Source organism: Rhodoferax sp., from assembly GCF_034519335.1.
Taxonomy (GTDB): domain Bacteria; phylum Pseudomonadota; class Gammaproteobacteria; order Burkholderiales; family Burkholderiaceae_C; genus Allorhodoferax.
The window spans coordinates 14,798-41,028 of sequence record NZ_JAXHOL010000016.1 but is presented as its reverse complement, the minus strand read 5'-3'; the positions used below and the strand labels follow the sequence as shown (position 1 = coordinate 41,028).

The 26,231-nt window shown below is 63.0% G+C and carries 29 protein-coding genes; 14 read left to right on the top strand and 15 right to left on the bottom strand.

Going from position 1 to position 26,231, the window contains the following annotated elements:
• Positions 1-72: 72 nt before the first annotated feature.
• Positions 73-927, bottom strand: a complete 855-nt coding sequence (locus tag U5O12_RS06835) for an NUDIX domain-containing protein (RefSeq protein ID WP_322577911.1) — start codon at positions 925-927, stop codon at positions 73-75.
• Positions 928-1,047: 120 nt separating this feature from the next.
• Here U5O12_RS06835 and U5O12_RS06830 point away from each other — a divergent pair, with 120 nt between their 5' ends.
• Complete coding sequence (locus U5O12_RS06830) at positions 1,048-1,962, top strand: SDR family oxidoreductase (protein ID WP_322577910.1); 915 nt, start codon at positions 1,048-1,050, stop codon at positions 1,960-1,962.
• A 9-nt stretch (positions 1,963-1,971) separates the two neighbouring features.
• On the opposite strand, the gene U5O12_RS06825 is transcribed toward U5O12_RS06830, so the two are convergent.
• Complete coding sequence (locus U5O12_RS06825) at positions 1,972-3,168, bottom strand: diguanylate cyclase domain-containing protein (protein WP_322577909.1); 1,197 nt, start codon at positions 3,166-3,168, stop codon at positions 1,972-1,974.
• A 153-nt stretch (positions 3,169-3,321) separates the two neighbouring features.
• Here U5O12_RS06825 and gshA point away from each other — a divergent pair, with 153 nt between their 5' ends.
• The gene (gene gshA / locus U5O12_RS06820) at positions 3,322-4,857 is read left to right on the top strand and encodes a glutamate--cysteine ligase (RefSeq protein ID WP_322577908.1); all 1,536 of its coding nucleotides are present in this window, start codon (positions 3,322-3,324) and stop codon (positions 4,855-4,857) included.
• Here gshA and U5O12_RS06815 read toward each other — a convergent pair.
• Positions 4,854-5,741 carry a LysR family transcriptional regulator gene (locus U5O12_RS06815; protein WP_322577907.1) on the bottom strand — a complete coding sequence of 296 codons (888 nt, stop codon included), beginning with the start codon at positions 5,739-5,741 and terminating at the stop codon, positions 4,854-4,856. The two genes, gshA and U5O12_RS06815, sit on opposite strands and share 4 nt — an antisense overlap.
• A 95-nt stretch (positions 5,742-5,836) precedes the next feature.
• Here U5O12_RS06815 and U5O12_RS06810 point away from each other — a divergent pair, with 95 nt between their 5' ends.
• Positions 5,837-6,805: a sodium-dependent bicarbonate transport family permease gene (locus U5O12_RS06810; RefSeq protein WP_322577906.1), complete on the top strand. Its 969-nt coding sequence runs from the start codon at positions 5,837-5,839 to the stop codon at positions 6,803-6,805.
• A 67-nt stretch (positions 6,806-6,872) separates the two neighbouring features.
• Here U5O12_RS06810 and U5O12_RS06805 read toward each other — a convergent pair whose 3' ends face one another.
• The gene (locus U5O12_RS06805) at positions 6,873-7,406 is read right to left on the bottom strand and encodes a hypothetical protein (protein WP_322577905.1); all 534 of its coding nucleotides are present in this window, start codon (positions 7,404-7,406) and stop codon (positions 6,873-6,875) included.
• Between the two features lie 176 nt (positions 7,407-7,582).
• Here U5O12_RS06805 and ylqF point away from each other — a divergent pair, with 176 nt between their 5' ends.
• Both ylqF and U5O12_RS06795 read left to right on the top strand, forming a co-directional pair.
• A complete protein-coding gene (gene ylqF, locus U5O12_RS06800; protein WP_322577904.1) occupies positions 7,583-8,554 on the top strand; it encodes a ribosome biogenesis GTPase YlqF in 972 nt (323 codons plus the stop codon).
• A 74-nt stretch (positions 8,555-8,628) separates the two neighbouring features.
• Positions 8,629-9,351, top strand: a complete 723-nt coding sequence (locus U5O12_RS06795) for an SOS response-associated peptidase (RefSeq protein WP_322577903.1) — start codon at positions 8,629-8,631, stop codon at positions 9,349-9,351.
• Between the two features lie 6 nt (positions 9,352-9,357).
• On the opposite strand, the gene trxC is transcribed toward U5O12_RS06795, so the two are convergent.
• From trxC to U5O12_RS06765, 6 genes are all read right to left on the bottom strand, one after another.
• Positions 9,358-9,798, bottom strand: coding sequence for a thioredoxin TrxC (gene trxC, locus U5O12_RS06790; protein ID WP_322577902.1), 441 nt, complete (start codon positions 9,796-9,798; stop codon positions 9,358-9,360).
• Positions 9,799-9,803: 5 nt separating this feature from the next.
• Positions 9,804-10,628, bottom strand: a complete 825-nt coding sequence (locus U5O12_RS06785) for an alpha/beta fold hydrolase (RefSeq protein WP_322577901.1) — start codon at positions 10,626-10,628, stop codon at positions 9,804-9,806.
• 38 nt (positions 10,629-10,666) lie between these two features.
• Positions 10,667-11,761 carry a M48 family metallopeptidase gene (locus tag U5O12_RS06780; protein WP_322577900.1) on the bottom strand — a complete coding sequence of 365 codons (1,095 nt, stop codon included), beginning with the start codon at positions 11,759-11,761 and terminating at the stop codon, positions 10,667-10,669.
• 3 nt (positions 11,762-11,764) lie between these two features.
• Entirely contained in the window at positions 11,765-12,970 is a 1,206-nt protein-coding gene (locus U5O12_RS06775) for a YjgN family protein (protein WP_322577899.1), read from the bottom strand.
• Positions 12,971-13,078: 108 nt separating this feature from the next.
• On the bottom strand, positions 13,079-13,978 hold the full coding sequence (locus tag U5O12_RS06770; protein ID WP_322577898.1) for a hypothetical protein: 900 nt from the start codon (positions 13,976-13,978) through the stop codon (positions 13,079-13,081).
• Between the two features lie 54 nt (positions 13,979-14,032).
• On the bottom strand, positions 14,033-15,217 hold the full coding sequence (locus U5O12_RS06765; RefSeq protein ID WP_322577897.1) for a hypothetical protein: 1,185 nt from the start codon (positions 15,215-15,217) through the stop codon (positions 14,033-14,035).
• A gap of 177 nt (positions 15,218-15,394) precedes the next feature.
• Here U5O12_RS06765 and U5O12_RS06760 point away from each other — a divergent pair, with 177 nt between their 5' ends.
• The 3 genes from U5O12_RS06760 to U5O12_RS06750 all read left to right on the top strand — a co-directional run bounded on the left by U5O12_RS06760 (position 15,395) and on the right by U5O12_RS06750 (position 17,404).
• Positions 15,395-15,835, top strand: a complete 441-nt coding sequence (locus tag U5O12_RS06760; RefSeq protein WP_322577896.1) for a universal stress protein — start codon at positions 15,395-15,397, stop codon at positions 15,833-15,835.
• Positions 15,836-15,911: 76 nt separating this feature from the next.
• Entirely contained in the window at positions 15,912-16,745 is an 834-nt protein-coding gene (locus U5O12_RS06755; protein WP_322577895.1) for a M90 family metallopeptidase, read from the top strand.
• Positions 16,746-16,789: 44 nt separating this feature from the next.
• On the top strand, positions 16,790-17,404 hold the full coding sequence (locus U5O12_RS06750) for a YitT family protein (RefSeq protein WP_322577894.1): 615 nt from the start codon (positions 16,790-16,792) through the stop codon (positions 17,402-17,404).
• A gap of 10 nt (positions 17,405-17,414) precedes the next feature.
• Here the strand turns inward: U5O12_RS06750 and U5O12_RS06745 are convergent, their stop codons facing one another.
• Both U5O12_RS06745 and U5O12_RS06740 read right to left on the bottom strand, forming a co-directional pair.
• Entirely contained in the window at positions 17,415-18,581 is a 1,167-nt protein-coding gene (locus U5O12_RS06745; RefSeq protein WP_322577893.1) for a dipeptidase, read from the bottom strand.
• Between the two features lie 95 nt (positions 18,582-18,676).
• Positions 18,677-19,294 (bottom strand): thioredoxin fold domain-containing protein, encoded by a 618-nt coding sequence (locus U5O12_RS06740; RefSeq protein ID WP_322577892.1) that lies wholly within the window; start codon positions 19,292-19,294, stop codon positions 18,677-18,679.
• A gap of 563 nt (positions 19,295-19,857) precedes the next feature.
• On the opposite strand from U5O12_RS06740, the gene U5O12_RS06735 reads away from it, so the two are divergent.
• The 4 genes from U5O12_RS06735 to U5O12_RS06720 all read left to right on the top strand — a co-directional run bounded on the left by U5O12_RS06735 (position 19,858) and on the right by U5O12_RS06720 (position 23,235).
• Entirely contained in the window at positions 19,858-21,408 is a 1,551-nt protein-coding gene (locus U5O12_RS06735) for a sensor domain-containing diguanylate cyclase (protein ID WP_322577891.1), read from the top strand.
• 103 nt (positions 21,409-21,511) lie between these two features.
• Entirely contained in the window at positions 21,512-22,201 is a 690-nt protein-coding gene (locus U5O12_RS06730; protein WP_322577890.1) for an ankyrin repeat domain-containing protein, read from the top strand.
• On the top strand, positions 22,201-22,587 hold the full coding sequence (locus U5O12_RS06725; protein WP_322577889.1) for a MerR family transcriptional regulator: 387 nt from the start codon (positions 22,201-22,203) through the stop codon (positions 22,585-22,587). Before U5O12_RS06730 ends, U5O12_RS06725 begins: the two co-directional genes overlap by 1 nt.
• Positions 22,588-22,644: 57 nt before the next feature.
• Positions 22,645-23,235, top strand: a complete 591-nt coding sequence (locus U5O12_RS06720; RefSeq protein ID WP_322577888.1) for an NAD(P)H-dependent oxidoreductase — start codon at positions 22,645-22,647, stop codon at positions 23,233-23,235.
• A 25-nt stretch (positions 23,236-23,260) separates the two neighbouring features.
• Here U5O12_RS06720 and U5O12_RS06715 read toward each other — a convergent pair whose 3' ends face one another.
• A complete protein-coding gene (locus U5O12_RS06715; protein WP_322577887.1) occupies positions 23,261-23,587 on the bottom strand; it encodes a DUF6172 family protein in 327 nt (108 codons plus the stop codon).
• 44 nt (positions 23,588-23,631) lie between these two features.
• Between U5O12_RS06715 and U5O12_RS06710 the strand changes: the two genes are divergently transcribed.
• Positions 23,632-24,228: a 3'-5' exonuclease gene (locus U5O12_RS06710; RefSeq protein ID WP_322577886.1), complete on the top strand. Its 597-nt coding sequence runs from the start codon at positions 23,632-23,634 to the stop codon at positions 24,226-24,228.
• Positions 24,229-24,255: 27 nt separating this feature from the next.
• Here U5O12_RS06710 and U5O12_RS06705 read toward each other — a convergent pair whose 3' ends face one another.
• Positions 24,256-24,504, bottom strand: a complete 249-nt coding sequence (locus U5O12_RS06705) for a hypothetical protein (protein WP_105262314.1) — start codon at positions 24,502-24,504, stop codon at positions 24,256-24,258.
• A gap of 79 nt (positions 24,505-24,583) precedes the next feature.
• On the opposite strand from U5O12_RS06705, the gene U5O12_RS06700 reads away from it, so the two are divergent.
• Positions 24,584-25,588 (top strand): 2-hydroxyacid dehydrogenase, encoded by a 1,005-nt coding sequence (locus tag U5O12_RS06700; protein ID WP_322577885.1) that lies wholly within the window; start codon positions 24,584-24,586, stop codon positions 25,586-25,588.
• A 9-nt stretch (positions 25,589-25,597) separates the two neighbouring features.
• On the opposite strand, the gene U5O12_RS06695 is transcribed toward U5O12_RS06700, so the two are convergent.
• Positions 25,598-26,209: a DUF938 domain-containing protein gene (locus tag U5O12_RS06695; RefSeq protein WP_322577884.1), complete on the bottom strand. Its 612-nt coding sequence runs from the start codon at positions 26,207-26,209 to the stop codon at positions 25,598-25,600.
• Positions 26,210-26,231: the final 22 nt, after the last annotated feature.

Genomic DNA, 26,231 nt, shown 5'->3' with positions numbered 1-26,231 from the left:
CATCAAATTGGCCTCTGGGCCACATGGATGCTGCGCGAGCAGCTCCTTATTTAATAGCAAATATTGTGGGCGTCAAGCCCACAAACTCTCCAGTCCGTCCACCGGAACAAAGCGTTTGTTGCGCACCACCATGCGGGTGGGGCCGGGCAGGGCGCGTGCGGGCACCGAGTGGCGCGGGTCACCCGGATAACTGAGCACCACCATGCCGTCTTCTTCAAAGTTTTCGGGGCAAATGCATGGCGGCAATTGCGCGCGAGCTGCTGCTAGCGCCTCTGCTGCCGTGGTGTAGCGCGCCAAGTGGCCCAAGCTCATGATCTGGGGAGGTGCCATTTCAATCTCGCCCCGGTGGTAGCGGTGCAGGGCCTCTTTGGGCGCCAGCCAAGTGCTGGCGGTGGTCTCGTAGTTGTCGTGGCTGGCGACTTGGTCGGCAGGGGCCAGGGCCAGAAAGAAGCGGGTGTCAAACCGCTTTTTGCTCAGTGCTGCCATTTTGGGGGTGATCCAGCGGCTCCATGGCACTAGGGCTGTGGCATCCAGATTCGCGTCGGGGGAAGCCAGCCACGCTTGCCAGTCGGTAGCCGAAACACCGGCCGGGCGGTGTGCGGTAGGGCTCATCAGCACGCCGGCCTCTTCAAACAGCTCGCGCAGGGCGGCCACATACAGCGCAGCAGCGTTGTCTGGGTGAAGCTCAGGTTCACCCAAGCGGTGGGCGAGGGCGGCTGCCGGTTCATTCAGGGAGGCCAGCGCGCCGGGGTGGCTGTCGTGCGCATCGAGCTTGCCGCCGGGGAACACATAGGTCTCACCAAAGGTGTCTGAGAGGCCGCTGCGCTTCATCAAAAACACTTCAAGCCCTTGTGGGCTGTCGCGCAGCAGCACCACAGTGGAGGCATCGCGTGGTGCGCCGCTGGCGGCTTCGAGCATGTCTTGCATGGGACTGTCTTTTCTCTTTTTGTTTTTTGGTGAGCAATTGCTTGAATTAAAGTACCACCAGCTGACTGGGGGCCTACGGATTTGCCCTTGGCCTGACCTCATCACTTCTGGAGATACACCATGGCACTAGATTTCACCGGCCGCGTGGCCATCGTAACCGGCGCAGGCGGCGGCTTGGGTCGCCAACACGCCTTGGCCTTGGCCGCACGCGGCGCCAAAGTGGTGGTGAACGACCTGGGTGGCGCGCGCGATGGCTCCGGTGGCTCGCTCACTGCGGCCGAGTCGGTGGTGGCCGAGATCCGCGCAGCAGGTGGCGAGGCGATGGCCAACGGCGCCTCCGTCACCGACTTTGAGGCCGTGCAGGCCATGGTGCAGCAGGCAGTGGATGCCTGGGGGCGAGTGGATATTCTGGTGAACAACGCCGGCATCCTGCGCGACAAGAGCTTTGCCAAGATGGAGATTGCCGACTTCCGCACCGTGGTGGACGTGCACCTCATGGGCGCCGTGCATTGCTGCAAGGCCGTGTGGCCGCACATGAATGAGCAAAAGTACGGCCGTATTTTGATGACCACGTCCAGCTCCGGCCTGTATGGCAACTTCGGCCAGAGCAACTACGGTGCGGCCAAACTGGCGCTGGTGGGGCTGATGCAAACGCTGGCGCTGGAGGGCGCCAAAAACAACATCCACGTTAACAGCTTGGCGCCCACGGCTGCCACCCGCATGACCGAAGGCCTGATGCCGCCCCAGGTGCTCGAAGCCCTCAAGCCCGAGGCGGTGGTGCCTGCCATGTTGGTGCTGGTGTCTGAAGATGCGCCCACCCGCACCACGCTGTGCGCCGGTGCTGGCAGTGTGGAAGCTGCGCACATCACGCTCACGCAAGGCACATGGATTGGTTTGGATGCACTGGCGCCTGAAACACTGGCTGCGAACCTGCGCCAGGTGCTGGCCCGCGCGGGTGACATGGTGCCGGAGAGTGGCGCTGCGCAAGGCAGCCAGGAAGTGACTCGCGCCCTGGCCCAGCTGGGCGGGCGCTAAGTCCGGCCATCAGAACGTGGTGGCGGGCGCGGGCGGTGTGCTGCCCGCGTTTTCCCAAGAGCGACGCTCCGCCTCATCCACCACGGCGACCGGGTCTGCACTGGCCGCACGTACGGTGACCACGCCCATGCCGTAACGCGGCATGAAGGTGTGGAAGGCCTCGTCCAGGCCCACCACACTGAGCGGCTTGGACAGCACCATGCGCAGGCGCAGCACGGTGCGCTCGACCAACTCTTCGTGTTTGATGCCAGAGATCACCACCACAAAGCAGCGCGGGTGGTATAGACCCACCACACAGCGAAAGCCCACCGCGCGGCGGATACGCGCGGTGATGGAGGTCAAGATTTGCTGGTCTACGCGGTGGCCCGCGGATTCGCCCAGCTCGTAGAGGTTGTGCAAATGCAGGCACACCACGGTGCATTGGCCCTGCTGGCGCGCTGCACGCCAAAACGTGTCGTCCACCTTGGACAGCAGCACCGAGCCCGTGGGCAGGCCGGTGGCTGGGTCTGCCCCCTGGGCCAGGCCCGCCAGGCGCAGCAGGCGGCGGTTTTGCCGGTTTCGGCGCACGGCAAGTGCAGTGGTCAACAAGAAATGGCCCACTGTGCAAAAGGCCGTGAGCGCCATGCCCTGCCAGCCAAACCAGGTGGGGTGCAGCGTGTAGGTGTACAAGCCCATTGTCATGCCTGCCAGAAATAAGCAGGCCACCACCATCCAGCGCGCCAACTCATCGCCCAGCACGTGAGCGCGCACCGAAGCGCCCAACGCCAACAGCATGGCTGCGCCACTGAAACCTGCGGCGACCTTGATCACCTGCTCGGGGTTCGAGCCCTCGTAGTTCAGCGCCCAAAACGCGAGTAGCACCGCGGCGCCGACCAACACCGTGGCCCCCCAGGCCAGGCTGTAATACACCATGCGATCTTCGGCCGCCGCCCCCAACCACAGGCCCAGGTAAATCAGGGACAGGGCGCCACACAAGGGGCCCATGCTGGCTTTGAGCGTCAGTAAAACGGACGCCGAGAGCTCGGGAAACCACAGGGCGGGCAGGCTTGTCAACAGCATGGCGCAGCTGCCCAGCATCAGCACAAACACGAGCCCCCGCCACGAGGCGACGCTGCGGTTCATGAGAACGTCGGCCAGCGCTACGGTGGCCAGTGTCAACAGGCCGCCGAGCATGCAGGACCAGACCATCAGTTCGGAGGTTTCCACGGGGCCATTATTCACCAGGCGCTTTTCTGTGCCGTTGAAATTTGGCAGGTTGTCCCAAGCTAGTTCAAATTCGCAAAGTTGGCCCGGCGCCTGCACCAAATGCCCGGCTGTGGTAACTTTGCGCCCCGAAGAAATTTTGAAGGGCCCTTTGGCATGGACAGTAGACAAACGGCCCTGAGCGCCCTGACAGCAGAACGCCTGCGCGGTATCCGCCGTGGTGTGGAAAAAGAAAGCCTGCGCGCGTTGCCCAGCGGCATGTTGGCCTTGACCTCGCACCCCCAGGCGCTGGGCTCGGCCCTGACGCACCCCCACATCACCACCGACTTCAGCGAATCGCAGGTCGAGCTGATCACCGGCGTGCATGCCGACCCCGATGTGTGCCTGCAGGAGCTGGCCGATGTGCAGCAGTTCACCCTGGGCGCCATGGGTGATGAGCGGCTGTGGGTGTCCAGCATGCCCTGTTGTCTGCCGGGCGACGATGAGATCCCCCTGGGCCAATACGGCTCGTCCAATGTGGCGCAGTCCAAGACCGTGTACCGCCGTGGCCTGGGCCACCGTTACGGCCGACGCATGCAAACCATTTCCGGCATCCACTACAACTGGTCGCTGCCCGATGTCAGCAGCGAGCAGTACTTCGGCTTGATCCGCAACTTCCGCCGCCACGCTTTTTTGCTGCTGTATTTGTTTGGCGCCTCGCCTGCGGTGTGTTCATCGTTTGTGGCGGGTCGCCAGCACCAGCTTCAGCCGCTGAGCGAAGGCACCATGTACCTGCCCTATGCGACGTCGCTGCGCATGGGCCGTTTGGGCTACCAGAGTGATGCGCAGGCCTCCCTGGCCGTGAGCTACAACAGCCTGGAGGGTTATGCCCATTCACTGCACGGTGCGCTGACCCAACCCTACGCGCCCTACGAGGCTGTGGGCGTGCGCGGTGCTGATGGCGTCTACAAGCAACTGGCCACCACGCTGCTGCAGATCGAAAACGAGTTCTACGGCACCATCCGCCCCAAGCGCGTGACCTTTGCGGGCGAGCGCCCGCTGCATGCGCTGCGTGAGCGCGGTGTGGAGTACGTGGAAGTGCGCCTGATGGACCTGGATCCGTTTGAGCTGGTGGGCATAAACAGCCAGACCATGCGTTTTCTGGACGTGTTTTTGCTGCACTGCCTTTACACCGCCAGCCCAGACGACACACCGCAGGAAATTGCCGCCGTAGGCCGCAACCAGCACGCCGTGGCCGAGCGCGGCCGCGAGCCCGGCTTGCTGCTGGAGCGCGGCGATACCCAAGTCACCCTGACTACGTGGGGCCAAGAGCTTGTGGACGGCATGGTAGGCATTGCCCAAGCGCTCGATGCCGCGCATGGCACCGACGCCTACAGCCGCGCCGTGCAAGCCGCGCAGCATGCGCTGCAGCACCCCGACACCTTGCCCTCGGCCCGTGTGCTGCGTGCCATCACCGAGCAGCACCAAGCTTCCTTTGTGGCCTTTGCACGCGCCCAGTCAGAGCAAACGCGGGCAGCCATGTTGCAGGCCCCGGTGGCGCCTGAGGTGGCTGCACGGTTCGCTCAAGAGTCCCAAGCGTCTTGGGACGCGCAGCGTGCCATCGAGGCCGCAGACACCATGCCGTTTGAGGTGTACCTGAAGGAATACCTCGCTCCGCATCGTTTGCAGGCGCGAGCCGTCAAAGCTTCTTAAGCGGCATCTTGCTGCAGCAAGCGCAGCACCAGCGGGTGCTGCACTTTCTTTTGGGTGCCAATGGCGAAGAAGTGCTGTTGCACACCCTCACACGGCCCGATTCTTTGCACCTTGTAGTGCGCCAGTATGTCGGCATGCACCCAGTCCGCCGCCGGGAAAATGCCCATGCCGCTGGCCCCAAAGGTTTTGAGCAGGGCGCTGTCTTCAAACTCTCCACGCACCTGAGGCCGCAGCCCGTGCTGCTCAAACCACTGGTCCAGGCGCGCGCGCACGGCCGAATGGTGGGTGGGCAGCAACACCGGAAGCTCTGCCAGGCTGGCGGGAAAAGTCTTGCGTGCCTTGCTGGCGAGCGTCGGTGTTGCGTACCACGACAAGGGTGACGCGCCAAGAGGGTGGCTGTAGAGCTTGATGTTGGGGTTGGTGGGCGCGGGCTGGTCGGCCAGCACCAGGTCCAGTTTGTGCAAGGCCAAATCGGCCAACAGGGTTTCCCAGGCATTCTGGTGGCAAACCATGCGGAGCTTGGACTCGTGTTCGATGGGGCCCAGCAAGCGGTGAATCACCAGCTTGGGCAGGCTGTCGGCAATACCCAAGGCCAGGCGCATGCCGGGTTCGGTACCCGCTGCACTTACCAGCGCAGGCAGTTCCTCCCCCAGTTGGAAAATCTGGTCCGCCCGCTGCAGCGCGGCTTTGCCAGCCTCCGTCAGCTCCAGCCCGCGCCCCGCGGGTTTGAGCAGCACATGCCCCAGCGAACGCTCCAGCTCACGCACCTGCGTGCTCACGGTTTGCACGGCGGTGCCCAGGCGCTCTGCAGCCCGGGACATGCCGCCCTCCTTGGCCACCACCCAAAAATAGTACAAGTGCCGGTAGCTGAATGGAGGGAGCATATTCTGTAAAAGCGGAAATGTTATTCATCAATTATCTGCTTTATCAGAAATATAAAAGGCAGTAATCTCCCCCCTCATTCAAGCAAGAGGTGCACATGGGAGGTTTTCTCGATCCGGCCATTCTGTTTTTTGTCTTTGGCATGGCCGCGGGGCTGCTCAAGTCCAACCTGGACATTCCGCAGCCCATCTCGCGCTTCCTGTCGCTTTACTTGTTGATGGCGCTGGGCCTCAAGGGCGGGTTTGCTTTGGCCAAGTCGGGCTTTAACGCGGAGGTGGCCATCACCCTGGGGGCCGCACTGGCCTTGGCGTTTGCCATTCCTGCCCTTGCCTACTATTTGTTGCGCCGCTTCCTCAATGGGTTTGATGCGGCAGCGGTGGCGGCCACCTACGGCTCGGTCAGTGCCGTGACCTTCATCACCGCTGTGCAGCATCTGGACAACCTGGGTGTGGCCTACGGTGGGCACATGGCGGCGGCCATGGCCTTGATGGAGTCCCCGGCCATCGTGATGGCGGTGGTCTTGGCCAACTACGTGCGCCGCCAGTCTGCTGCCGGGGCCATGCCGGTGCCCGGCACCTTGCGCCGGGTGTTACACGAGTCGCTGACGGACGGTGCGCAGCTTTTGTTGTTGGGGGCCATGGCCATTGGCATCGCTACCGGTGCGGCGGGCGAGGCGGTCATGAAACCCTTCTCGGTGGACTTGTTCAAAGGCATGTTGGCCTTCTTCCTGCTCGACATGGGCTTGCAAGCGGCCCGCAACATGGGCGGTCTGAGGGGCCAATCCGCCTGGCTTCTGGTGTATGCGGTGGTGGCACCCTTGGTGCACGCCGGTTTGGCACTTTTGCTGGGCTGGGCCTTGGCCATGTCGGTGGGCAACACCGCGCTCTTGATGGTGCTGGCAGCCAGTGCGTCCTATATCGCGGTGCCCGCCGTGGTGCGCCAGACCATTCCCGAGGCGAACCCTTCGCTGTACTTTGGCATGTCGCTGGGACTCACGTTTCCGCTCAACATTTTGCTCGGCATTCCGGTCTATACCGAGGTAGCCCGGCGCGTGCTGGGCGCTTAAAAAAAGAAGCGCCAGCTCCTTGCGGAGCTGGCGCTTCTCAGGCTCTGCGCCTTGCGGCGCTTGAGGCTTAAGCGGCCTTGCGGACGCGTGCTACTTTTTTGGCCACTGCGCGTTTGGCAGTCGCAGCCTTGGCTTTCGCCTTGGAGCCGGCAATCTTGCTCACCAGCGCGTCGCTTTGGGCTTCCAGCTTGGCAGCCACATGGCTCACCGCCACTGCAGCCGGAACAGCCGCCACGGCGATGGTGTTCAGGGTAGTCAGGCCTGTGCTCTTCTCAAAACGGCTGGCGTTGGCTGCCACTTGCTCCAGTCCCTTGCCAGCCAGTTCCACGGCCTTGTTGACGGCGCTGTCGGCACCGTCGGTGGTCAGCGTGACGCCCTGGGTGTAGAGGGAGGTGACCTTCTTTTGGGCGGCCACGGCGTTGGTGCGTACTTCGGCGCTGATGCGGTTGCCAGCCTTCTTGACGGCTGCCGCCCAGGACTGGTCCACATAGCTCACGGCACGGGCATTGCCCACGCGGTAGGCGTTGATCACATTCTTGGCAGTGTTGCCATAGGACTCGATCAGTTCGGTGGTCACGGTGGACAGCTTCTTGTTAGCCATGGAAAACTCCTGCAAAGTGGATGAATCGGAAATCGATACAGCGCATTCTCCAAACCCACCCTAGTGAAGGCACCTTAAATCCCGCGTCTTTCCTAGAGGCGCATGCCTAAGCGAGTGCAAGGTGCCACATGCCGGACAATGCAGGGTTTAGCGCACAGGCAGAAAGACGACACGGCATGGCAATTCAGTGGTTCCCGGGGCATATGCACCTGACGCGCAAAGCGATTCAGGAGCGCATCAAGGCGATTGATGTGGTGATTGAGCTGCTCGACGCGCGCCTGCCCGGATCGAGCGCCAACCCCATGCTGGCCGAGATGACGGCTGGCAAGCCCGCGCTCAAGGTGCTCAACAAGCAAGACCTGGCCGACCCCGCGCGCACCGCACTCTGGCTGTCTCATTACAACGCCATGCCCGGCGTGCGCGCGCTCCCGCTGGATGCCAGCATGACCACGCCCGCCAAGGCCCTGGTCGCCGCCTGCCACGAGTTGGCCCCCAACCGCGGCGGCATGGCCAAGCCCATGCGGGTGCTGATCTGCGGCATTCCCAACGTGGGCAAGTCCACGCTCATCAACACCTTGAAGGGCAAACGCGCCGCCAAGACCGGCGACGAGGCTGGTGTGACCAAGCTGGAGCAGCGCATCACCATTGCCGACGACTTCTACCTGTACGACACACCCGGTGTACTGTGGCCGCGCATCATCGTGGCCAAGAGCGGCTACAACCTGGCCGCCAGCGGCGCCATTGGCAAGAACGCGTTTGACGAAGAAGAGGTGGCGCTGGAACTGCTGGACTACCTGCGCCAGCATTACGCCGAGCCGCTGCAGGCGCGCTACAAGCTCACCGGTGTGGCAGACATGACCGACGAGCAACTGCTCGCAGCCATTGGCCGCAAGCGCGGTGCGCTGCAGAGTGGCGGCAAGATCAACCTGCAAAAGGCCGCAGAGATCGTGATCCACGACTTCCGCGCCTGCGCCATCGGCCGCATGACGCTGGAAACTCCCACCGAGTTTGCCGACTGGCTGGCCGCCGGCCAGCAGCTGGATGCCGAGCGCCAGCTCAAGAAGGATGCGATCGAGCTGGACCGCAAGATCCGTTTCAAGAAAGTGCCCCGCCCACCGCGTGTGGAAGATATCGGGGCCGAGGAATAGAGCCAAATAGGCCTCTGGACCCCGTGGATACTGCGCAAATTGCTCCTTAGTTGATAGCAATCTGAGCCGCTGCCATGTGTACCAATTACGTTCCTTCCGCCAAGGCTTCCTACCTGGAAGCGCGATTGGGTGTATTGGCGGCCCCGGACGTGTCAGCCTTGGCGCACGTGCCTGAGGTTTTTCCGGGCTACAGCGCTCCCGTAGTGCTGCGCCGTGGCGCAGCAGGCGGAGGTCTCGCGGTATTGCGCCCCGCACAGTTTGGACTGGTGCCGCACTGGTGCACCGATGCTGCGCAGGCACGCGACATCAGCCGCAAGACCTACAACGCACGCAGCGAAACCGCCGCCAGCAAGCCCAGCTTTCGCACGGCCTGGGCCGCCCGCCAGTGGGTGCTGGTGCCCATGCAGTGCTTTTTTGAACCCAGCTGGGAAGACGCGCCAGCGAACGGCGGCCGCCCCACGCGATGGCGCATTGCGCGGGCTGACGGAGCGCCCTTTGCCGTGGCGGGCCTGTGGGACCGCTGGACCGATCCGGCGACGGGCAGCGTGCAGGGCAGCTTTACCGTGCTCACGGTGAATGCCGATGGCCACACGGTGATGGGCCGTATGCACCGGCCCGATGAGGAAAAACGCATGCCGGTGATCGTGCCGCCCGCGTACTACGCCGACTGGCTGCAGGTCAGCCCGCAGCAGGCCATGGACTTTATGCGCGCAGCGCCAGCTGAAGACTTGGTGGCTGCTGCCGATCCGCTGGTCCGGGCCTCAACCCCGGAGGCGCCCAATCTTTCATTGTTTTAAAGCCCCTTAGCGCCCCAAGTGGCTGCGTGCCCAGCGCACGATGTCAGCGGTGCCCATGGCGCCAGGCTGGCGTGCGATCTCACGCCCACCCACAAACAGTGCCAGCGTCGGGATGCTGCGGATCTGAAAGCGTGTGGCCAGATTGGGCACCGCTTCGGTGTCGACCTTGGCCAGGCGCAGCTGGGGCTCCAGTTGGGCGGCCGCCTGGGCAAAGGCCGGTGCCATTTGTCGGCAAGGCCCGCACCATGGGGCCCAAAAATCGACCAACACCGGGATTTGGCTGCGCGCAATGTGCTTGTCAAAAGCCGCTTCGTCCAGCGCCACCGGTTGGGCCACAAACAGGGGCTTTTTGCAGCTGCCGCAGTCGGGCGCGCTGGCCAGCTGGGCGTGTTGCACGCGGTTGGTGGTGTGGCAGTGGGGGCACACAATGTGCAGGGCGTCGGTCATGCCCCTTAGCTGGGGCGGTTGCGCGGACTTTCAAGCCATTGCCGCACAGCCGTGTGCAGGGCGTCAGCCTGCTGCACCATGACCCAGTGGCCGGACTGGAAGCCCAGTACCAGGTTGTCGGGTTGCTTGGCCAGGGTGCTGAGCCAGCGCGGCGAATGGAACATGAAGGGCTTGCGCGTGCCGTAGGCGTAAAAGAAGGGGCAGTGCGGGCGCACCGGCAGCGTGCCGCGCAGACCACCGGCCGTGCCCAGCCAGGCCATGGCGTAGGGGGTGTTCATGCGCCAATGCATGGCCGCAGGCGGGGTGGGGCAGCGCATGGCACGCGCCATCCAGCGGGTCATGCCATTTGCCAAGCCTTCTGCACCCAACATGCCCATGCCCCAGGCGGCGGCCAGCCACCACTGGTAGCCCAGGATCTGCAGCACTTGTTTGGCACTCAGCGTCTTGCGGTAAGCACCGGCGTTGTGGTCCCCAATGTCGATGCCCACGATACGGTTGATGCGTTCGGGGTGGCGCATGGCCAGTTCGTAGCCGAAGATGCAGCCCCAGTCGTGCATCAGCAGGGTGACCGGTTGGCCGGGGCTGACGGTGTCCACAATCGCCAGCAGCTGTGCCGTCATCTCTGCCAGCGAGCGGGTTTTGCCACTGGTCGGAGTTTCAAAACCGGGCAGCGTGAAGCGCACGCAACGGTACTGCGGCGCCAGGGCCGCCACCATGCCGTCCCACAGCCGGTGGGTATCGGGCCAGCCATGCATCATGACAATCGTCTGGCTGCCCCGGCCCTCCAGGAAGACCTCGGTGTCGTGGACGTAGAAGCTGTGTTGGCTCATGCAGTTGCTATGAAAGATATAGCTGCTCGCGCAGTTATTTATTGGGCTGCAGCCCGAAAGTAGGCAATGCGGTCCGCGTCGGACGGGTGTGACGCGAAGGCAATTCCGAGCCATGAGGGGCTGTCTTCGTCGTCTTCTGCATCCGGTGCGTCCTGGCTGTCTTTGGCCTTGTTGGCCTTTTTCTGCCGCTCTTGCTCCAGCGCTTCAAACAGCGTCACCATGTGCAGGGGCGACATGCCCGCGTCTTTGAGCACCTTTACCGCGTGGGCGTCGGCCTCACGCTCGGCCTCGCGCGAGTAGTGGGCCTGGCCCAGCAGCGCAGGCACGGCCGCCAGCAGGGTGCTGAAGTCGCCCAACACCACCGCGCCCAGTGCGCCCAGCACGGTGGCTTGCACCAGCATGCGCAGGCCGTGGCGCTGCTGCACATGGCCCAGTTCGTGGGCCAGTACCGCGGTCAGCACTTGGGTGTCTGCGTTTACCAGCGCCACCATTTCGTCGGTCATGATGATGGTGCCGCCTGGCAGAGCCAGGGCATTGGGACCAATCTTGCTTTGGCGAAACACCAGTCGCCAGGAGCGCTGGCTGGCCGCATCCTGGTGCGCCATAGCGTCGGCAAACGCTTGGGTGATGCGTGCCTGTTCAGCCAGCGGAAGTTTGCTGGGGCGCATCAGGGCTTCGTCCACGGCCGCCAGCGTGCTGTCGCCCAGACTTTGCTCAATGCCTGGTGGTGTGGCCGCAACCACAGCGCGTGCCAGCAGTGGCAGGCCCCACAGTTGCAGCGCTACCGCCATCATGGCCAGCACCGCCACACTGCCGGCCACCCAGCGCCAGCTTTGTTGCATCTTCACTACCAGCGATTCGTGTTGGCCCTGGCTTTGGGCCCAGCGGTCCCAGGCCTCTGCGTTCTCGCACTGCACGTGGCCACCGCTGGCAAGATGGGCCAGCCTTTGGCCATGGCGGGTGCGCTCCGGCCACTGGACCTGGTGGGCGGGAATCTGCAGGTCCACGCCATCGCCCAGAATATGCAAGCTGCGCTGGCGCCCCTCGCCAACAAACCGCAGGCTAACGGCTTGGGCGCGGGCCGTGCGGCCGTCAAAGTACGTGGCGGGCAGTGTGCTGCCAGCGCTGTGCACGGCTTAGAGCCCTACATCCAGGCCAAAGAAGTCGCCCGCGGCGTCGCCTGCCGCATCGCCCTCACGGGGTTGCACCTGCGAAACCAGCAGCTCTGGGTTGGCCCGGGATTTGATGCTCACGGCTTCCAGCCGAACCCGTGCCAGCGCCACAGCGGCGAAGGGCCAGTACAAGCCCAGTGTGAGAATGATCAATACCCAGTTTTTAATGGTGACCCACAGCAAAGAGCGCACGCGCAGGTTGCTCACAAAACGCAGCTCAGCGTTTCCTGTCTTGGTCCAGACCAAGTTTTGCATCCGTGCCACCACGTAGGGCTTCAGACACACCAGCAGGGCAAACATGCCCAGCAGCGCCGGCAGCATGGCGGCGGCAATCATCCAGATGCCCGTGTTTTTTCGCAGTGCTTCGAAGTCATCCAGCCCTACCGCCACACCCACCAAGATGCCAAGCGGCAACATGACAGCCAGTAGCCATATGCCGATGACTTTGAGTGTCAGCAAATAAAACGAACCTACGGTGGCACGGAAACTGGTTTGCAAGTGGCCCAGGCTGTAGTGGTTGTGTTGGTATTGCTTCAGGTTCCAGGTGAGCCAAGGTGCGATGGCCAGCGTGGTCAGCATGACCCCCAAAGCCAGGAACCCGAACCAGGCGGGCGGTGCCGATTCATCATTGACAAATGCCAGTCCGCCGACCAGGACCAGACCCGGAATGAACAGGGGCAGCACCGCGCGGTACGCACTCGGCAAATCACCCGTGAAACGAAAGCGCAGACCGCGCCAACTGGTGTTGGCCAGGCGAAACTGCATGGACGATTTGAACAAGGCAGGCCACAAGCCGGCCACCAGCACCAGGGCTACCAGGCCGGCAACGCTGGAGAACTCGCCGGCTATCGAGTACAGGACGAACAGGACACCTACTAAGGCATAACCCTTGAACATTTTTTTGGGGTCGCCATGGAAGCCCAGTGGCTGGCCACCTACCAAGGTATTGCCCATGAAGTAACGCAGGCGGCGTGCTTTGGCCCAAGGGAAGTAGATGCCCAGTGTTACCAGCATGAGCAGCAGGTTGACGATCCAGATGCGAAAGTACTCGCTGCCAGAGCCGGTGAAGGCAATGGTGATCTGGTGGGTCGATGGGGGAACTTGCACCTGGGTGTCGGGTGCGTCCAGTGGGTCGGCTGCGCCGGGCGTGGCAGTGTCTGCATGCTGCATGCGGGGATCCTCCTTGAAATGGGGTGGGGCCTGTAGCCCTCTGTTTGTGGCCACGATCATATAGCGGAGTGGGCTGCTTTTTGCCTGCCCTGCAGCGCCAGGCCACCGTCAGGGCTTCGCGCGCAACTCTGTCTCCAAGGAATCCCACAGATCACGGTCTGCCAAAGGGGTCTGCGCGGGCAGGAGGGGATTGGTAATCTTGAAGACGCGCCGTCCGCTGAGTTGCAGCCCGCTCAAGATGGATTTTTTGAAAATTTGGTACTTTTTTTCGAACTTTCCGTTTTTCATCAGCAGGCGCAAACCCTCTTCGGCACGCTGGGCCAGGCGCTCACCTTCGGCGGTGCGCGGGAAGAAAAAGTAACGGGGGAGCGGGTAGTACAGCAGCAACTTACGCTCAATCGCCAATGCCGGGTATGTGCGGCTTCCGCTGGCGAGTTCCTGGCTGATTTCGTTGACCCCGCGCGAGAACAGGTCAAACCGGTTGGAGTTCAGCATGGGAAGCAGCAAGTCATAGCTGGGAGCCGTGACCACCGTGAATCCGTTGGCACGCAAGATGTCGGTGTCCACCCAGGTGGCGCCCTGGCCAATGGACAGTTGTTGTAGCTGTTCCAGCGTGCGGACGGGATCGGTCCACGCTTGCGTATCGGCCTTGATGAGAAACAAGCGGTAGCCGGTTAATCCTTTGTCGAGCGGAATCCGGATGGGGTGTAGTGCGTTTTCCCGTGCGATGCTGGTGGTGCGCGCCATCACACTGATATCCGAGGAGGCAGCGAGCAAGAGCTCGGCCCGCCCTGCATTCATGACCTTGGGGCTGGCTTGGAGGGCGTAAGGGCCCCACTTGCCGGCGGTCTCGTCCAGCGCGGCTTGCAACAGCTCCCAGTAGTAGTTCAGACGAACGTCAGACCCGCTCTCGGGTGGCGGGTACACGTACCGCATCGGCTGGGCTTGTGCCCACAAAGGACAGACCAGCAATAGCGCGGCGAATAGTTGTCTCAACGACGGGGGCATGGGGGCCTTGTGTGCCTTTTTGGCCCCAGTGTAGTTCCCTTGTGTGACAGCTACTCAGCGGGCGAATGCTTTGCGTGATCCGTCTTCAAACAACTCGTCATCACTGAGCAGCTTTCCGGATACGTCCCACTCACGCTGGCGTTTGAGGGTGCCCTTGTTGTCGTAGTGCTCTTCCAGTTCGGGCTTGCCGTTGTCAAAGAAGAACTGGTGCACGCCCACGGTGCGTTCACCGTAGCGCCCATCGAGTGCATACCGCCCTTGGGCGCGCAGCGTGCCTTTGTCACTGAAGCGCTGGCTGTCGCGCAGCTCAGCGTTGCCCTCTTGCGTGTAGATGTCTTTGCTCTTGGGTTGGCCATTCAGGTAGTAGGTGGCCTCGCTGGCCAGGCGGCTACGCTTGCGTCCACCCGCCTCCACCAGCGCGTACAGACGCTCACGCACCAAGGTGCCGCTGGCGTGGTATTCCGAGTCGCGCAGCAGCGCGGCTGGCTTCTCGGCCTCCGTCCAGAGCTTCTCGCGGCGCTTGCTACCGTCCTCTGCATAAAAGCGCTCGAAAAGGTTGCTGCCCTGGCGTTCCATCTCCTCTTGTGGCTTGCCGTTGTCCATCAGCACGGCCTGTTTTTGCACTACTCCGGCGAGCAGGGTTTGGGTGCCGCGCAACTTGCCGCTGCTGCTGTAGGTGGACACCGTGCTGGCACTGCCGCCAAAGCCGCACAGTGCTGCGTCATTCACGTGTGGGGCCAGCAAGGGCTTGGGGCCGCAGCGCAGGCTGGCGAGCTGTTTGCCGGACGTGAACTGGACACTGGCGCCCTCGCGCTCGGTATCGGCCACCCATTCCACCGCTTTGGGGCTGCCATCCTCATACCAACTGCGGCGCAGGCCGCGTGCGTTGCCTTTGACGTTGGTGAATTCCAGCACCAGTTGGCCATTGGCTGCCCACTCGCGTTCCAGGCCCTCGTGCGGGCCATTGGCGGTGATGGTGAACTCCTTGGCCAGCTTGCCGTTGCGGAAGTAACGCGACAGACCCACCGAGTCACCGTTGCGCAGTTCGTACTCGCGTTCCATCAGGCCGCTGTCGCGGTCCTTGCAGCGCACCATGCCGCTCTTGCCTGCGGTCTCGGCGCCATTGTTGGTGTTGATGGATTTGCCGTTGAACTCGCAGTCCTGCACGGCCAGGGCCGCAGTCGCACCGGCCAGCAGGGCAGCGCCAAGGCCCAGACGCCAGAAGGGTGTATGTGTCATGGTTTTTAAGTCAAATAGGCCTTTGGCCCCCGTGTGGTGTGCGCCATTAGCTATAAAAATAGTAGCAATTCAGTAGCCGGGCTTGCATCTCTGCCGTGCCTGATCTATATCAATGACTGTAGCGCAGCCCGCGCGCAGCATGGTGTCTGGTGTATTTTTTTGGAAGGAGAGGTGCGTATGTTCAAACACATTCTTTTGGCCACCGATGGCTCCACGGCGTCGGCCCATGCGGGCACCCTGGCGGTGGGCCTGGCCCGTGCGCATGGCGCCCAGCTCACTGCGGTGTACGTGGCAGACCCCTACCCCTACTTGGGCGTGGGCGAGGCCAACCCCTTAGGCTACCAGGCTTACGCGGCCGCATCCCAAGAGTTGGCTGCCCAGGCCCACGCGCAGGCCCAAGCCCAATGCCAAGAAGGGGGCCCGGCGGTGGCTCTGCAGGTGAAACTGGTGGAGGGGGTGACTGCGGCCAGCGGCATCGTGCAAGCGGCGACCGAGGTTGGGGCCGACCTGATCGTGCTGGGCTCCCATGGCAGAACCGGTATTGTTCGGCTCATGCTGGGCAGCGTGGCGACCAAGGTGGTAGCCGAAAGCCCGGTGCCGGTGCTGGTCACGCGATAGGGGGCGATTCATCGCTTGAAAAAGGCCTTTGGGCCTCCAGCTACGGCGTTCCTGCAACGCATTGGATGGGAGCCCTGTGGCCTTTGTTGTGTTTTGCCTGGCCGCCGCCGGGCTCTTGGCTTGGCTGCTGGGCTACCCCTGGTGGCAGCGCCGACAGCGCCGCCGATTGCAGGCGCAGCCGTTTCCCAAACACTGGCGCACGCTGCTGCGCCGCCGTGTACCGTTGGTGGCCCGTTTGCCGGCCGACCTGCAACTGCAGCTCAAGCAGCACATGCAGGTGTTTGTGGCCGAGAAGACCTTCATTGGCTGCGCCGGCCTGGAGGTCACCGAAGAGATGCGGGTGGTGGTGGCGGCCAACGCCTGCCTGCTATTGCTCAACCGCCCCGACGCTGCGGCGTATTTCCCCAAGGTGCGGCAAATCCTGATGTACCCCGGCGCCTTTGTGGTAAACCGCCGCCACACCGATGCTGCGGGCGTGCAGCTGGAGCAGCGCGAAGCGCTGGCCGGCGAATCCTGGGGCGAGGGGCAGGTGGTTCTGTCCTGGCAGGACACGCTGGACGGCTCCGCCACGCCTGATGATGGCCGCAATGTGGTGATCCACGAGTTTGCCCACCAGCTGGATCAGGAGAATGGTCGTGCCGTGGGTGCACCGCTGCCAGCGGTGGGCGACGCGCGCTACAACGCCGCGCGCTGGCAGCGGGTGTTTGAAGACGCCTACGAACACCTGCGGCAACAGGTCTTCATGGGGGAGCAGGGCCTGCTGAACCACTACGGTGCGCAAGATCCGGCGGAATTTTTTGCCGTGGTGACTGAAGTGTTTTTTGAGCAGGGCCGCGCGCTGGCGGCCGAGTACCCGCAGGTCTATGTGGAGCTGCGCGGCTTTTTCAGGGTCGACCCGGCGAGTTGGTGAACCGTGGCGCAGTGGCGCGGCACAATGTTTGCTCCATGCCCGATATGAATCCCCTCACTGCCCCGGTGCACACCCACACGCTGTTCGAAGACGCGCAGGCCATCTTCACCGGCACGCTATTCGTCAGCCTAGCACTGATCCTGTTTGCGCAGGCCGGCCTATTGACTGGCGGCACGGCGGGGGTGGCCTTCGTGTTGCACTACGCCACGGGCGTGAGCTTGGGCAAGCTGTTTTTCCTCATCAACCTGCCGTTTTACTGGTTTGCCTGGCGGCGCATGGGGCGCGAGTTCACGCTCAAGACCTTTGTGGCCATCACGTTTTTGTCGGCCATGGCCGAGTGGTCGCCACGCCTGTTTGCCATCGAGCGGCTACACCCTGCGTATGCCGCGGTGCTGGGCGGACTGCTGCTGGGTTCTGGCTGCCTGTTTCTGGCGCGGCACCGGGCCAGTCTGGGCGGTGCCACCATCGTGTCGCTGTACCTGCAGCAGTCGCGCGGCTGGCGCGCCGGTGTGGTGCAAATGGGCATGGACTGCACCATTGTGCTGCTGGCCCTGACCGTGGTGGACCCGGTGCGCGTGGCCTATTCGGTGCTGGCGGCGGTGGTGATGAGTCTCTTCATCGCCATCAACCACCGGCCCGGGCGCTACGCGGTGCTGTAGCGCCCTTGGTTCACTTGGCCGGGAGCTGCGCCTGCAGCAGGCGCAGCACATTGCCACCCATGATTGCGGCCACATCCGTGTCCGAAAAGCCGACGTCCAGCAAGCCCGCCGTGAGGTGAATCAGGCCTGTGGTGTCAAAGGCGGTTTTGGTGGCGCCATCAAAGTCCGAGCCCAGCGCCACGTGCTGCACACCCACGAGGTCGGCGGTGTAACGGATAGCATTGACGATGGCCGCCGTGCTCAGGCCGCAGACTGCACCCTCAAAGTAGCCAATCCCCATCACGCCACCTGTGGCGGCAATCGCCTTGATGTGGCGGTCACTGAGGTTGCGTGGGCCGGGGCAGGTGCCTTGCACGCCGGTGTGGGACACCAGCACCGGGCGCCGGGTGATGGCAAGTACGTCGTCAATCAGTTGGGGCGAGGCATGGGCCAGGTCTACCAGCATGCTTTTCTCTTGCAGGCGCGCGACCACCTGTTTGCCAAACGGTGTTAGTCCGCCTTTCTCCAGTCCGTGGGCTGAGCCGCCCACTTCGTTGTCAAAGAAGTGCGTCAGCCCGGTGATGCGAAAGCCTGCATCAAACAGCGTGTCGATGTTTTCCAGCTTGCTCTCCAGCGGGTGTAGGCCTTCGGTAGCCAGCAGCGCGATGAGTGTGCCTCCAGCAGGGGGCTGCCCCTGGGTGAGGGCGGCCAGTTCGGCCTGGCTGCGCACGATCTGCATTCCACCTGCACTGCCTGCAGCCGCCCGGTGTAATTTTTCGCTCTGGAACAGGGCGCGATCGAGCAGGCTGTTCCAGGTGGCCACGGGCCAGCGCTGGGCCATCACCAGGGCGTTGAGGCTGTCGGTATCGCCCGCATTGCGCTCAAAGTTCAGGCCCTTGGGCGTCTTGGTCACGGTGCTAAAGACCTGCAGGCTTACCTTGCCTTCTTGCAGGCGCGGCAGGTCCGTGTGGCCGTAGTCGTAGCGCTTGAGCAGGTCGCGCGACCACAAGAGCGCATCGTCGTGCAGGTCCGCCACAAACAGGGTGCTGTGCAGCGCAGTGACGCGTGCGTTTGCGGTGTAAGGTCCGGCCAGGGCCACACTGTTCATCCGCTGGTCCAGGATGCGTGGCAGGGTAAAGAACCCTCCCAAACCCAGTGCGGCCACTACGGCGGCTGCCATGCCTATCTTGCGTCGCATGTTGTCTCCCGAAAATCCATGAAAAAGGGGCCTAAGCCCCCATGGATTATGCGCAAGCAGCTAGCAAAAACATAGCAAAATACGCTGCTCAGGGTTTACACGCCCAGAAAATCGGCCAAGGCGGCGGTCTCCATGGCGCCGGCATTGGTCACCACGGTGCCAGTCTTGAGGTTCTTGGCAAGGATGTAGGGCACCGATTCCACTTTCAGGCTGTTGAACAACTCGGTGTTGGCCTTGATGGTGGCCTCGTGCTCGGGTGACATGCTGGCGGGCAGGGGGGCGCCGCCCGTGCCTGCCAGCAGGGAGGCCTCGTGTGCCGTCATGAATTCGGCCGGGTTGCCGGCCGCCAGGATGGCTGCACCTTGGGGCGCACTCTTTCCGTTGATGAAAGACACCGGTACCCAAACGAACTTGACTTTGCCCAGCAAGGGCTGCGAGGTTTGCCACAAATGGCCGCAGTGCGGGCACTGGGGGTCGAACAAGACAAACACCGGGTTGGCGCTCATCAAGGCCCCCACGGTGAACCCCTTGCCGGTAGTGGCCACTTTTTCATAGGCCTGTGCGGGGGGCAGGGCGCTGGCGGCGGGCGCTGTTGTGGCGGCATCTTCTGTTTTGGAGCAGGCAGCCAATCCACTTACAGCCGCCACCAAGGGCAGGGCCAGCAGGTGCAAGCGTTGGCGTTGGGCGCGGGGTGTTGGGGTAGCTTTCGGCATAGGTAATTGGGGAGTTTGGATAACAGACCTGTGCGACCAAAGTCGCAGCGTGGGTGGAGTGTGCCAGCAAGCAAAAGGTTCCCGGACTGGTCATTTAGCAGGCAACCCTGGCAAAGCCCCTGTTGGCGCGGGTTTTGCCGCTTGTGAACATAGTTATCCACAAAGTCACACACAGTTTTCGGGTGCAACTTGTGGCAGCTGGAAAACGGTTTCTAACTTTTCACAAACCGTTCACTTTTGCTAGCACAGATTTTTCCCTCATTGACAAATCTGCGGTTTCTCGTTCCGCTGACTGTGCGAGCTGCCTAAAAAAAAGGCGTCGTGTGGCGAGCCACAGCTGGCGCGGTTTTGGCGGCTTGTCCTGCGGGTTATCCACAGCGTTGTCTCCATGAAAATGGGGTAAGTTTTTTTTGAATTTTTTTAAGAAATAGCACCGCCGGGCCCGTGGCGGCAATGCGTACCACTATCATTTATGCAGCGGTGTGCAGGTGCGGATTGCGCGCGGCTCCAGCATCTGCCATAGTGTGCAGGTCAGGGAAACCAAGCGTCAGGCACCACACTACATGCTGCTGTTCAAGCTGTCAGATCGCTCCTACTCATTGCGTAGCAATCTGAGGCTTTTGGTGTTCGTGTGTGTGCTGCCCGCCACGCTGGTAAGCGGCCTGCTCACGTTTTCCACTTACCAATTGCGCCGTGCGCAGGTCGAGCAACAAACGGTGCTGCTGGGCCAATCCATCTTGGCAGATTTGGAGCGTGATTTGGCTTCCATCGAAGCCGGTCTCAAGGTCATGGCAACTGCGCCTGAATTGGCAGCAGGCAATTTGCGCGGTTTTCACCAGCGCGCCACTGATGCCCTGCCCACCGGTTTGGCCTACAACTACATCCTCACCGACGCACAGGGGCGGCAATTGCTCAACACACTGCGCCCTTGGGGATCCCCCTTGCCCATGACCGGGACTCCGCCAGAGATAGCACGCGTATTTACCGAACAGACCAGCGTGTTGACCGATGTGTTTATGGGCCCCGTCGTGCGGCGCCCCGCCGTGGCCATGGGGGTGCCCGTGAAGGTCGGTGAGCAAGTGGTTTACAGCCTCAATATCGGGCTGGACCCTGCGCGGGTTCAGGCATTGTTGGATCAGCAGCACCTTCCGCCGGGCTGGCTGGTGGCGGTGCTCGATAGCAGTGGCCAGATTGTGGGCCGTTCGCGCGATGTCGAGCGTTACCTGGGCCAGCCGGCAGTGCCCGAGCTGATAGCGGCCATAGCCCTGCGGGACAACGATACCTTGCTGTCAAAGACCAAGGACGACGTTTCTGTGTTTACGGCCTACACCACCTCCAAGGTTTGGCGTTGGCGGGTGGTGGTGGGAGCCCCGCGTGCGGTGTTGTTGGAGGACCTTCTCGCCCATCTGGGTTGGGTGCTTTGCGGTGTTGTGGCAGCCTATGGCTTGGGCTTGTGGTTGGCGCGCACCATCTCTTTGCGCGTGCTGGCCTCGGTGCGCGAACTCAATGATGCAGCCCAGGCACTGAGCCGGGGGGAGGAGGTCGTTCTCCCCACCATCCGTCTGCAAGAAACGGAAGCCGTGGGTGCCGCCTTGTTGCAGGCCTCGCAGGCCATGAAGCAAGTCAAGTTTTTTGCCCAGCATGATGCGCTGACTGCGTTGCCTAACCGCTTATTGTTTGACGAAGTGGCGGACCGGAATCTGGCGTTTGCCCACCGGCGAGGCCACACCTTGGCGGTGGTGGCGATCGACCTGGACGGATTCAAGACCGTGAACGACACGCAAGGTCATGCAACGGGGGATGACGTGCTGAAAACGGTAGCACAGCGCATTCAGGCGGCGATCCGCGCGTCCGACATCGTGGCCCGCATCGGCGGGGACGAATTCATCCTCTTGCTGACCGAGGTTGACCAGGCGGCGGCCATGGACACGGCCGAACGCATCGTGGAGGCTCTCTCGGAGCCTTACCCCCAGGTATTGGCTCCGGTGTCGGCCAGCGCGGGCGTAGCCCTGTTTCCGCGCCATGGCGCTGACACCAAAACCTTGGCACTTGCTGCCGACCAGGCGCTGTACCGCGCCAAACAAGCTGGCAAGCGGCGGGCGGTACTGGCCTGACACCGTGGCATCGTCGGCTCCACGTTCCCAAGACGACACTTGCGCGGAGGGAACCTGCGCAGCTGTTACAACAGCGGCTTCCCCAGGATAAGAACTGAGCACCATGACACTGAACCGCCGCCACGCCACCCTGACCGCCCTGTATCTGCTGGGCAGCAACGCCTTGGCCCAGCCCGTGCATCTGACGGGAAACAACCCCGAGTTGGTCGATGCTGCGGCACGTGGGCAATTGGCCAAGGTGCTGGCCTTGCTGGATGACGGTGCGCCCATCGAGTCGAGGGCTGACACGGCGCGCAGCAAAAACGTCACCCCTGTGCTGGCCGCGACCCAGGGCAAGCACGTGGATGTGGTGCGCCTGCTGGTTGCACGCGGGGCCAATGTGAATGCACAGGACGCGCAGCAAGACAGTGCCTTCTTGCTGGCCAGTGCCAGCGGCTATACCGATATTGTGCAAATCACCCTGGCTGCCGGGGCGGATCTGGCCAGCACCAACCGTTATGGCGGCACTGCCCTGATTCCTGCGTGCCACTACGGCCATGTGGAGACGGTGCGGCTGCTGCTCACCACCCGTATTGCGGTCGATCACATCAACAACCTGGGCTGGACCGCCTTGCTGGAGGCCGTGATTCTGGGTGGCGGCGGGCTGGCGCATGCAGAAATTGTGCGCTTGCTGATTGCCGCCAAAGCCAATGTCAACCTGGCCGACGCCCAAGGTGTGACCCCCTTGCAGCATGCCTTGGCGCGCAAGCAGGTCCATGTGGCCGAGCTGCTGCGTGCGGCAGGGGGGCGCTAATGGTGATGTACATCGGGGCACTGGCCGCCCAGAGCGGTGCCAGCGCCAAAGCCATTCGCCTCTATGAATCGCTGGGGCTGCTGGGCCGCGTGCAGCGCTTGGGCAAGTACCGCGTCTATACCGAACAGCACCTGATGCTGGTGCGCATGATCAAGCAGGCCCAGGCTGTGGGGCTGCGCCTGGCCGAGGTGGTGCCCGTGTTGCGGGGGCGCACGGCCGAGCCCGATTGGGCCGCGCTGTTGCGCCAGGTGGCGCAGCGCCGCACGGACATTGCGCGGGACGTGGCCCGCTTGCAGGCACTGGATGCCCAGCTGCAGGCCATCCACACCGAGATTACTGCCTGCACCGAGACGCAGTTGCCCGTGCCCCTGACCGCTTGCGCTTGACTCTGCCCCCGGGGGCAGACTTAGGGTCGTCGTTCCTTCACTACCGGAACTGCAACCATGTCCCTGCCCACTGGCAAAAACGTCCTCGTCATCGTGGGCCACTCAGGCCGCAATACCTTTAGCGCAGCCCTGGCCGAAACCTATGCCGCAGCCGCGCGTGCTGCGGGCCACACGGTGCGTGTCTTGCATCTGGCCGATCTGGCGTTCGATCCGCTTTTGCACGGCAGCAACCCGCACCACCAGCCGCTGGAGCCCGACTTGCTTGCCGCGCAGGACAGCATGGCCTGGGCGCAGCACATGGCTTGGGTATTTCCGGTGTGGTGGGGCGGGGTGCCGGCGCTGCTAAAGGGCTTTCTGGACCGCGCCTTCATCTCAGGCTATGCCTTCAAGTTCAACGCCGGGTCACCGTTTCCGGTGCCGCTGCTGAAAGGGCGCACCGCGCACCTGCTGGTGCCCATGGACACACCGCCCTGGTACTTCCGCTGGTGTTACCGCATGCCGGCCATTCACCAGATGCGCAAGACCACGCTGGAGTTTTGTGGCATCCGGGTGCGCAAGACGCTGTCATTGGGCCCCGTGGTCAGCTCTACGCCCGCGAACCGCGCACGCTGGCTGGCGCAGGCGGGGGCGCTGGCCGGCCGCATTTAGCGGCAGCGCAGCCCGCGGCGCGGCTTCAGGCGTCCAAAAAGTCGCCCGCGGTGGGTGCTTCGCTCGGGTCACGTGCCTTGCGCACGCCGTGTTTGGCCAGAATTTCTACGTAAAACTGCGTGCCGCCGCTTTGCACCACGGCATCAATCAGCTTGGTGATTTCTGCCAGATGGGCGGTCTGGGCGGCGTCTTCGGTGGGGCCAAAGCGGCAGTCAAAGTCCCAAAAATCGACGCCTTCGGGCAGGTCACGACGACGCTCGCGCTTCACGTATTTGCGGATTTCGTGCTTGGTGGCTTCGAGCAGGCGCTCAGGGTGTTTGCCTTCTACGGCAAGGGGAAATGTCTTTTTCATGGGGGTCCTGGGCCAACAAAGGCGGGTGGCCGATGATACGCCCCATGCAGGAACGCCACCCCACCCCCGACAAAGAGACCATCGCCCTATTGCCGCCATTCGAGCGGCTGGGGCTGGACCGCATTACCCTGGTAAGTACCGGCGCAGAGGCCAAAGAGGCCTATGCTGCCTTGACCGACACCCCCGCCTGGGGGTTTGATACCGAGTCCAAACCCACCTTCAAGGTGGGTGACGTGTCCGATGGACCGCACATTCTGCAACTGGCCACGCTGGACCGCGCCTGGGTGTTCCAGTTGATGGATCCAGCCTGCAGCGCCGTTGCGGCCGAGCTACTGGCGTTGGGCGGCATCGCCAAGGCCGGATTTGGTCTGGGTGACGACAAAAAACGGATTGTGAGCAAGCTGGGCGTGCAGCCCCAGGGCATTTTGGAGCTCAACACGGTGTTCCGCGAGCGCGGTTACCGCAAGGACATGGGCGTGAAGGGCGCGGTGGCCGTGTTGTTCAACCAGCGCTTCATGAAGTCCAAAAAAGCCGCCACCAGCAACTGGGCCAATGCGCGGCTGAGTGAGTCGCAGCTGGTGTACGCCGCGAATGACGCGTATGCGGCCATTCGCGTGTTCCACGCGCTGGATCTGGCCTGAAGCTCAGGCCCGGTGGGTTGGTGGTGCTTAGTGCACCACGAATTCGTAGGCCACTTCCTCGCTCTCGACCATGTCCAGGATGTCGTTGAGCTCGTCTTCGCTCTCGGTGCTGGCCCAGGTTTCTTCGGGGTTGGTGGCAAACAGGGGTTCGATGGCCATGTCCAGAAACTGGCCGTTGGGCAGGCTCAGGACGGGCGTGCCCTCAGAGGTTTCGACCAACTCCCATTCGTCGGGGACGGACATTTCGAGCTTGATGGTGACGTGGAGTTTTTTCATGGGTTTCCTTGGTTGCTGAGGCGGCGAGGTTAACCTAGCCCGCCGTAAGATGGATGACACCCCTGCCACTGAGCCTGCCATGCACATCACTGTTTACAGCACCCGCCCTTATGACCGTGCCGCCCTGAGCGCTGCCGCACAGGGCACGCCGCACCGCTGGACTTTTCTGGATGTGCGGCTGGACGCGACTACTGTGGCCACGGCAGCCGGGGCGGATGCGGTATGTGTGTTTGTGAACGACCAGCTGCCGCGCGATGTGCTGCAGGCCCTCCATGCGCTGGGCGTGCGCTTGGTGGTGCTGCGTTGCGCAGGGTTTAACCAGGTGGACTTGGCAGCCGCGGCCGAGCTAGGTATGGCGGTAGGACGCGTGCCCGAATACTCGCCCTATGCCGTAGCAGAGCACACGCTGGCCTTGCTACTCACGCTGAACCGCAAGATCCACCGCGCCTACGCCCGGGTGCGCGAAGGCAACTTTGCGCTGGACGGCCTGCTGGGCTTTGACCTGCATGGCCGCACCATCGGCGTGGTCGGCACGGGCCGCATTGGCGAGACCTTTTGCCGCATGATGACCGGCTTTGGCTGCACGCTCCTGGCGACGGACCCGCAGCCCAACCTGGCTTGTGTGGCCCTGGGTGTGCAGTACGTACCGCTGCCCGAGCTGCTGGCGCGCAGCGACGTGGTGAGCCTGAACTGCCCACTCACGCCACACACCCGCCACCTGATAGACGCTGCGGCCTTTGCCGGCATGAAGCGCGGTGCCATGCTGGTCAACACCAGCCGTGGCGCCGTGGTGGACACGCGGGCTGCCATTGAGGCCCTGAAAAGCGGTCAACTGGGCGCCATGGGGCTGGATGTGTACGAGGAAGAGGGCGACCTGTTCTTCCGCGATCTCTCGGGCGCGGCGATTCAGGATGATGTGTTTGCGCGCCTGCTCACCTTTCCCAATGTGGTGGTCACCGGGCACCAGGCCTTTTTTACCGAAGATGCACTGGCCGCCATTGCGGCCACCACGCTGGACAACATCGACCACTTTGCCGCCACCGGGCAGCCGCGCCATCCGGTGTCGGTCGAGAAGCTGGTTTAGCGCCTCGGCTCAGGCGGCGGTGCGGCCCCAGACCAGCAGCAGGTTGTGGGCTGGCAGCGCATGGCGCGCCTGAAGGTGCAGGCCTGCCAAGGCGGCCTGTGCCTGCACATCGGCCAGCTGGCGAATGCCAAAACTGGGGTCGTGCGTGCGCAGGCTCTGGTCAAAGTCCAAGTTGCTTTGTGTGGGCACGACGTCTGCCTCGAAGTAAGGCCCGTAGGTGACCAGTACTCCGCTCGGCGCGAGGTGCGTGGCTGCGCCCTGCATCAGCGCGGCGCAGGCGGACCAGGGCGCAATGTGCAGCATGTTGATGCACAAAATCAAATCAAACGGCGTGTCTTCCAGCTGCCAGGGCGTCTTGCACACGTCCAGCGGCAGCGCCACGTTCACATTGGCCAGGTCGGCCTCAGTGGCGCGCACCTCGATGTTGTAGAGCGCGCCGGGGTGTACCTCGGTGGGCTGCCAAGTCCACAGCGGCATATGTTGCGCCAGCCACACCACATGCTGGCCAGTGCCCGAGGCAATCTCCAGTGCCGAGCCTTGCGCAGGCAGAAAGGTCTGTAGCGTTTCCAGGATCGGGTGTTTGTTGCGGTCGGCAGAGGGGCTGAAATCGGGTTGGGCCATGGGTTGAAGGCGCGCGCGCTCA

Bases quoted from the DNA above. Each gene is read 5' to 3' on its own strand.
- U5O12_RS06835 (WP_322577911.1), bottom strand. From the start codon at position 927: ATGCAAGACATGCTCGAAGCCGCCAGCGGCGCACCACGCGATGCCTCC.
- U5O12_RS06830 (WP_322577910.1), top strand. From the start codon at position 1,048: ATGGCACTAGATTTCACCGGCCGCGTGGCCATCGTAACCGGCGCAGGC.
- gshA (WP_322577908.1), top strand. From the start codon at position 3,322: ATGGACAGTAGACAAACGGCCCTGAGCGCCCTGACAGCAGAACGCCTG.
- U5O12_RS06815 (WP_322577907.1), bottom strand. From the start codon at position 5,741: ATGCTCCCTCCATTCAGCTACCGGCACTTGTACTATTTTTGGGTGGTG.
- U5O12_RS06810 (WP_322577906.1), top strand. From the start codon at position 5,837: ATGGGAGGTTTTCTCGATCCGGCCATTCTGTTTTTTGTCTTTGGCATG.
- U5O12_RS06805 (WP_322577905.1), bottom strand. From the start codon at position 7,406: ATGGCTAACAAGAAGCTGTCCACCGTGACCACCGAACTGATCGAGTCC.
- ylqF (WP_322577904.1), top strand. From the start codon at position 7,583: ATGGCAATTCAGTGGTTCCCGGGGCATATGCACCTGACGCGCAAAGCG.
- U5O12_RS06795 (WP_322577903.1), top strand. From the start codon at position 8,629: ATGTGTACCAATTACGTTCCTTCCGCCAAGGCTTCCTACCTGGAAGCG.
- trxC (WP_322577902.1), bottom strand. From the start codon at position 9,798: ATGACCGACGCCCTGCACATTGTGTGCCCCCACTGCCACACCACCAAC.
- U5O12_RS06785 (WP_322577901.1), bottom strand. From the start codon at position 10,628: ATGAGCCAACACAGCTTCTACGTCCACGACACCGAGGTCTTCCTGGAG.
- U5O12_RS06775 (WP_322577899.1), bottom strand. From the start codon at position 12,970: ATGCAGCATGCAGACACTGCCACGCCCGGCGCAGCCGACCCACTGGAC.
- U5O12_RS06770 (WP_322577898.1), bottom strand. From the start codon at position 13,978: ATGCCCCCGTCGTTGAGACAACTATTCGCCGCGCTATTGCTGGTCTGT.
- U5O12_RS06765 (WP_322577897.1), bottom strand. From the start codon at position 15,217: ATGACACATACACCCTTCTGGCGTCTGGGCCTTGGCGCTGCCCTGCTG.
- U5O12_RS06760 (WP_322577896.1), top strand. From the start codon at position 15,395: ATGTTCAAACACATTCTTTTGGCCACCGATGGCTCCACGGCGTCGGCC.
- U5O12_RS06750 (WP_322577894.1), top strand. From the start codon at position 16,790: ATGAATCCCCTCACTGCCCCGGTGCACACCCACACGCTGTTCGAAGAC.
- U5O12_RS06745 (WP_322577893.1), bottom strand. From the start codon at position 18,581: ATGCGACGCAAGATAGGCATGGCAGCCGCCGTAGTGGCCGCACTGGGT.
- U5O12_RS06740 (WP_322577892.1), bottom strand. From the start codon at position 19,294: ATGCCGAAAGCTACCCCAACACCCCGCGCCCAACGCCAACGCTTGCAC.
- U5O12_RS06735 (WP_322577891.1), top strand. From the start codon at position 19,858: ATGCTGCTGTTCAAGCTGTCAGATCGCTCCTACTCATTGCGTAGCAAT.
- U5O12_RS06730 (WP_322577890.1), top strand. From the start codon at position 21,512: ATGACACTGAACCGCCGCCACGCCACCCTGACCGCCCTGTATCTGCTG.
- U5O12_RS06725 (WP_322577889.1), top strand. From the start codon at position 22,201: ATGGTGATGTACATCGGGGCACTGGCCGCCCAGAGCGGTGCCAGCGCC.
- U5O12_RS06720 (WP_322577888.1), top strand. From the start codon at position 22,645: ATGTCCCTGCCCACTGGCAAAAACGTCCTCGTCATCGTGGGCCACTCA.
- U5O12_RS06715 (WP_322577887.1), bottom strand. From the start codon at position 23,587: ATGAAAAAGACATTTCCCCTTGCCGTAGAAGGCAAACACCCTGAGCGC.
- U5O12_RS06710 (WP_322577886.1), top strand. From the start codon at position 23,632: ATGCAGGAACGCCACCCCACCCCCGACAAAGAGACCATCGCCCTATTG.
- U5O12_RS06705 (WP_105262314.1), bottom strand. From the start codon at position 24,504: ATGAAAAAACTCCACGTCACCATCAAGCTCGAAATGTCCGTCCCCGAC.
- U5O12_RS06700 (WP_322577885.1), top strand. From the start codon at position 24,584: ATGCACATCACTGTTTACAGCACCCGCCCTTATGACCGTGCCGCCCTG.
- U5O12_RS06695 (WP_322577884.1), bottom strand. From the start codon at position 26,209: ATGGCCCAACCCGATTTCAGCCCCTCTGCCGACCGCAACAAACACCCG.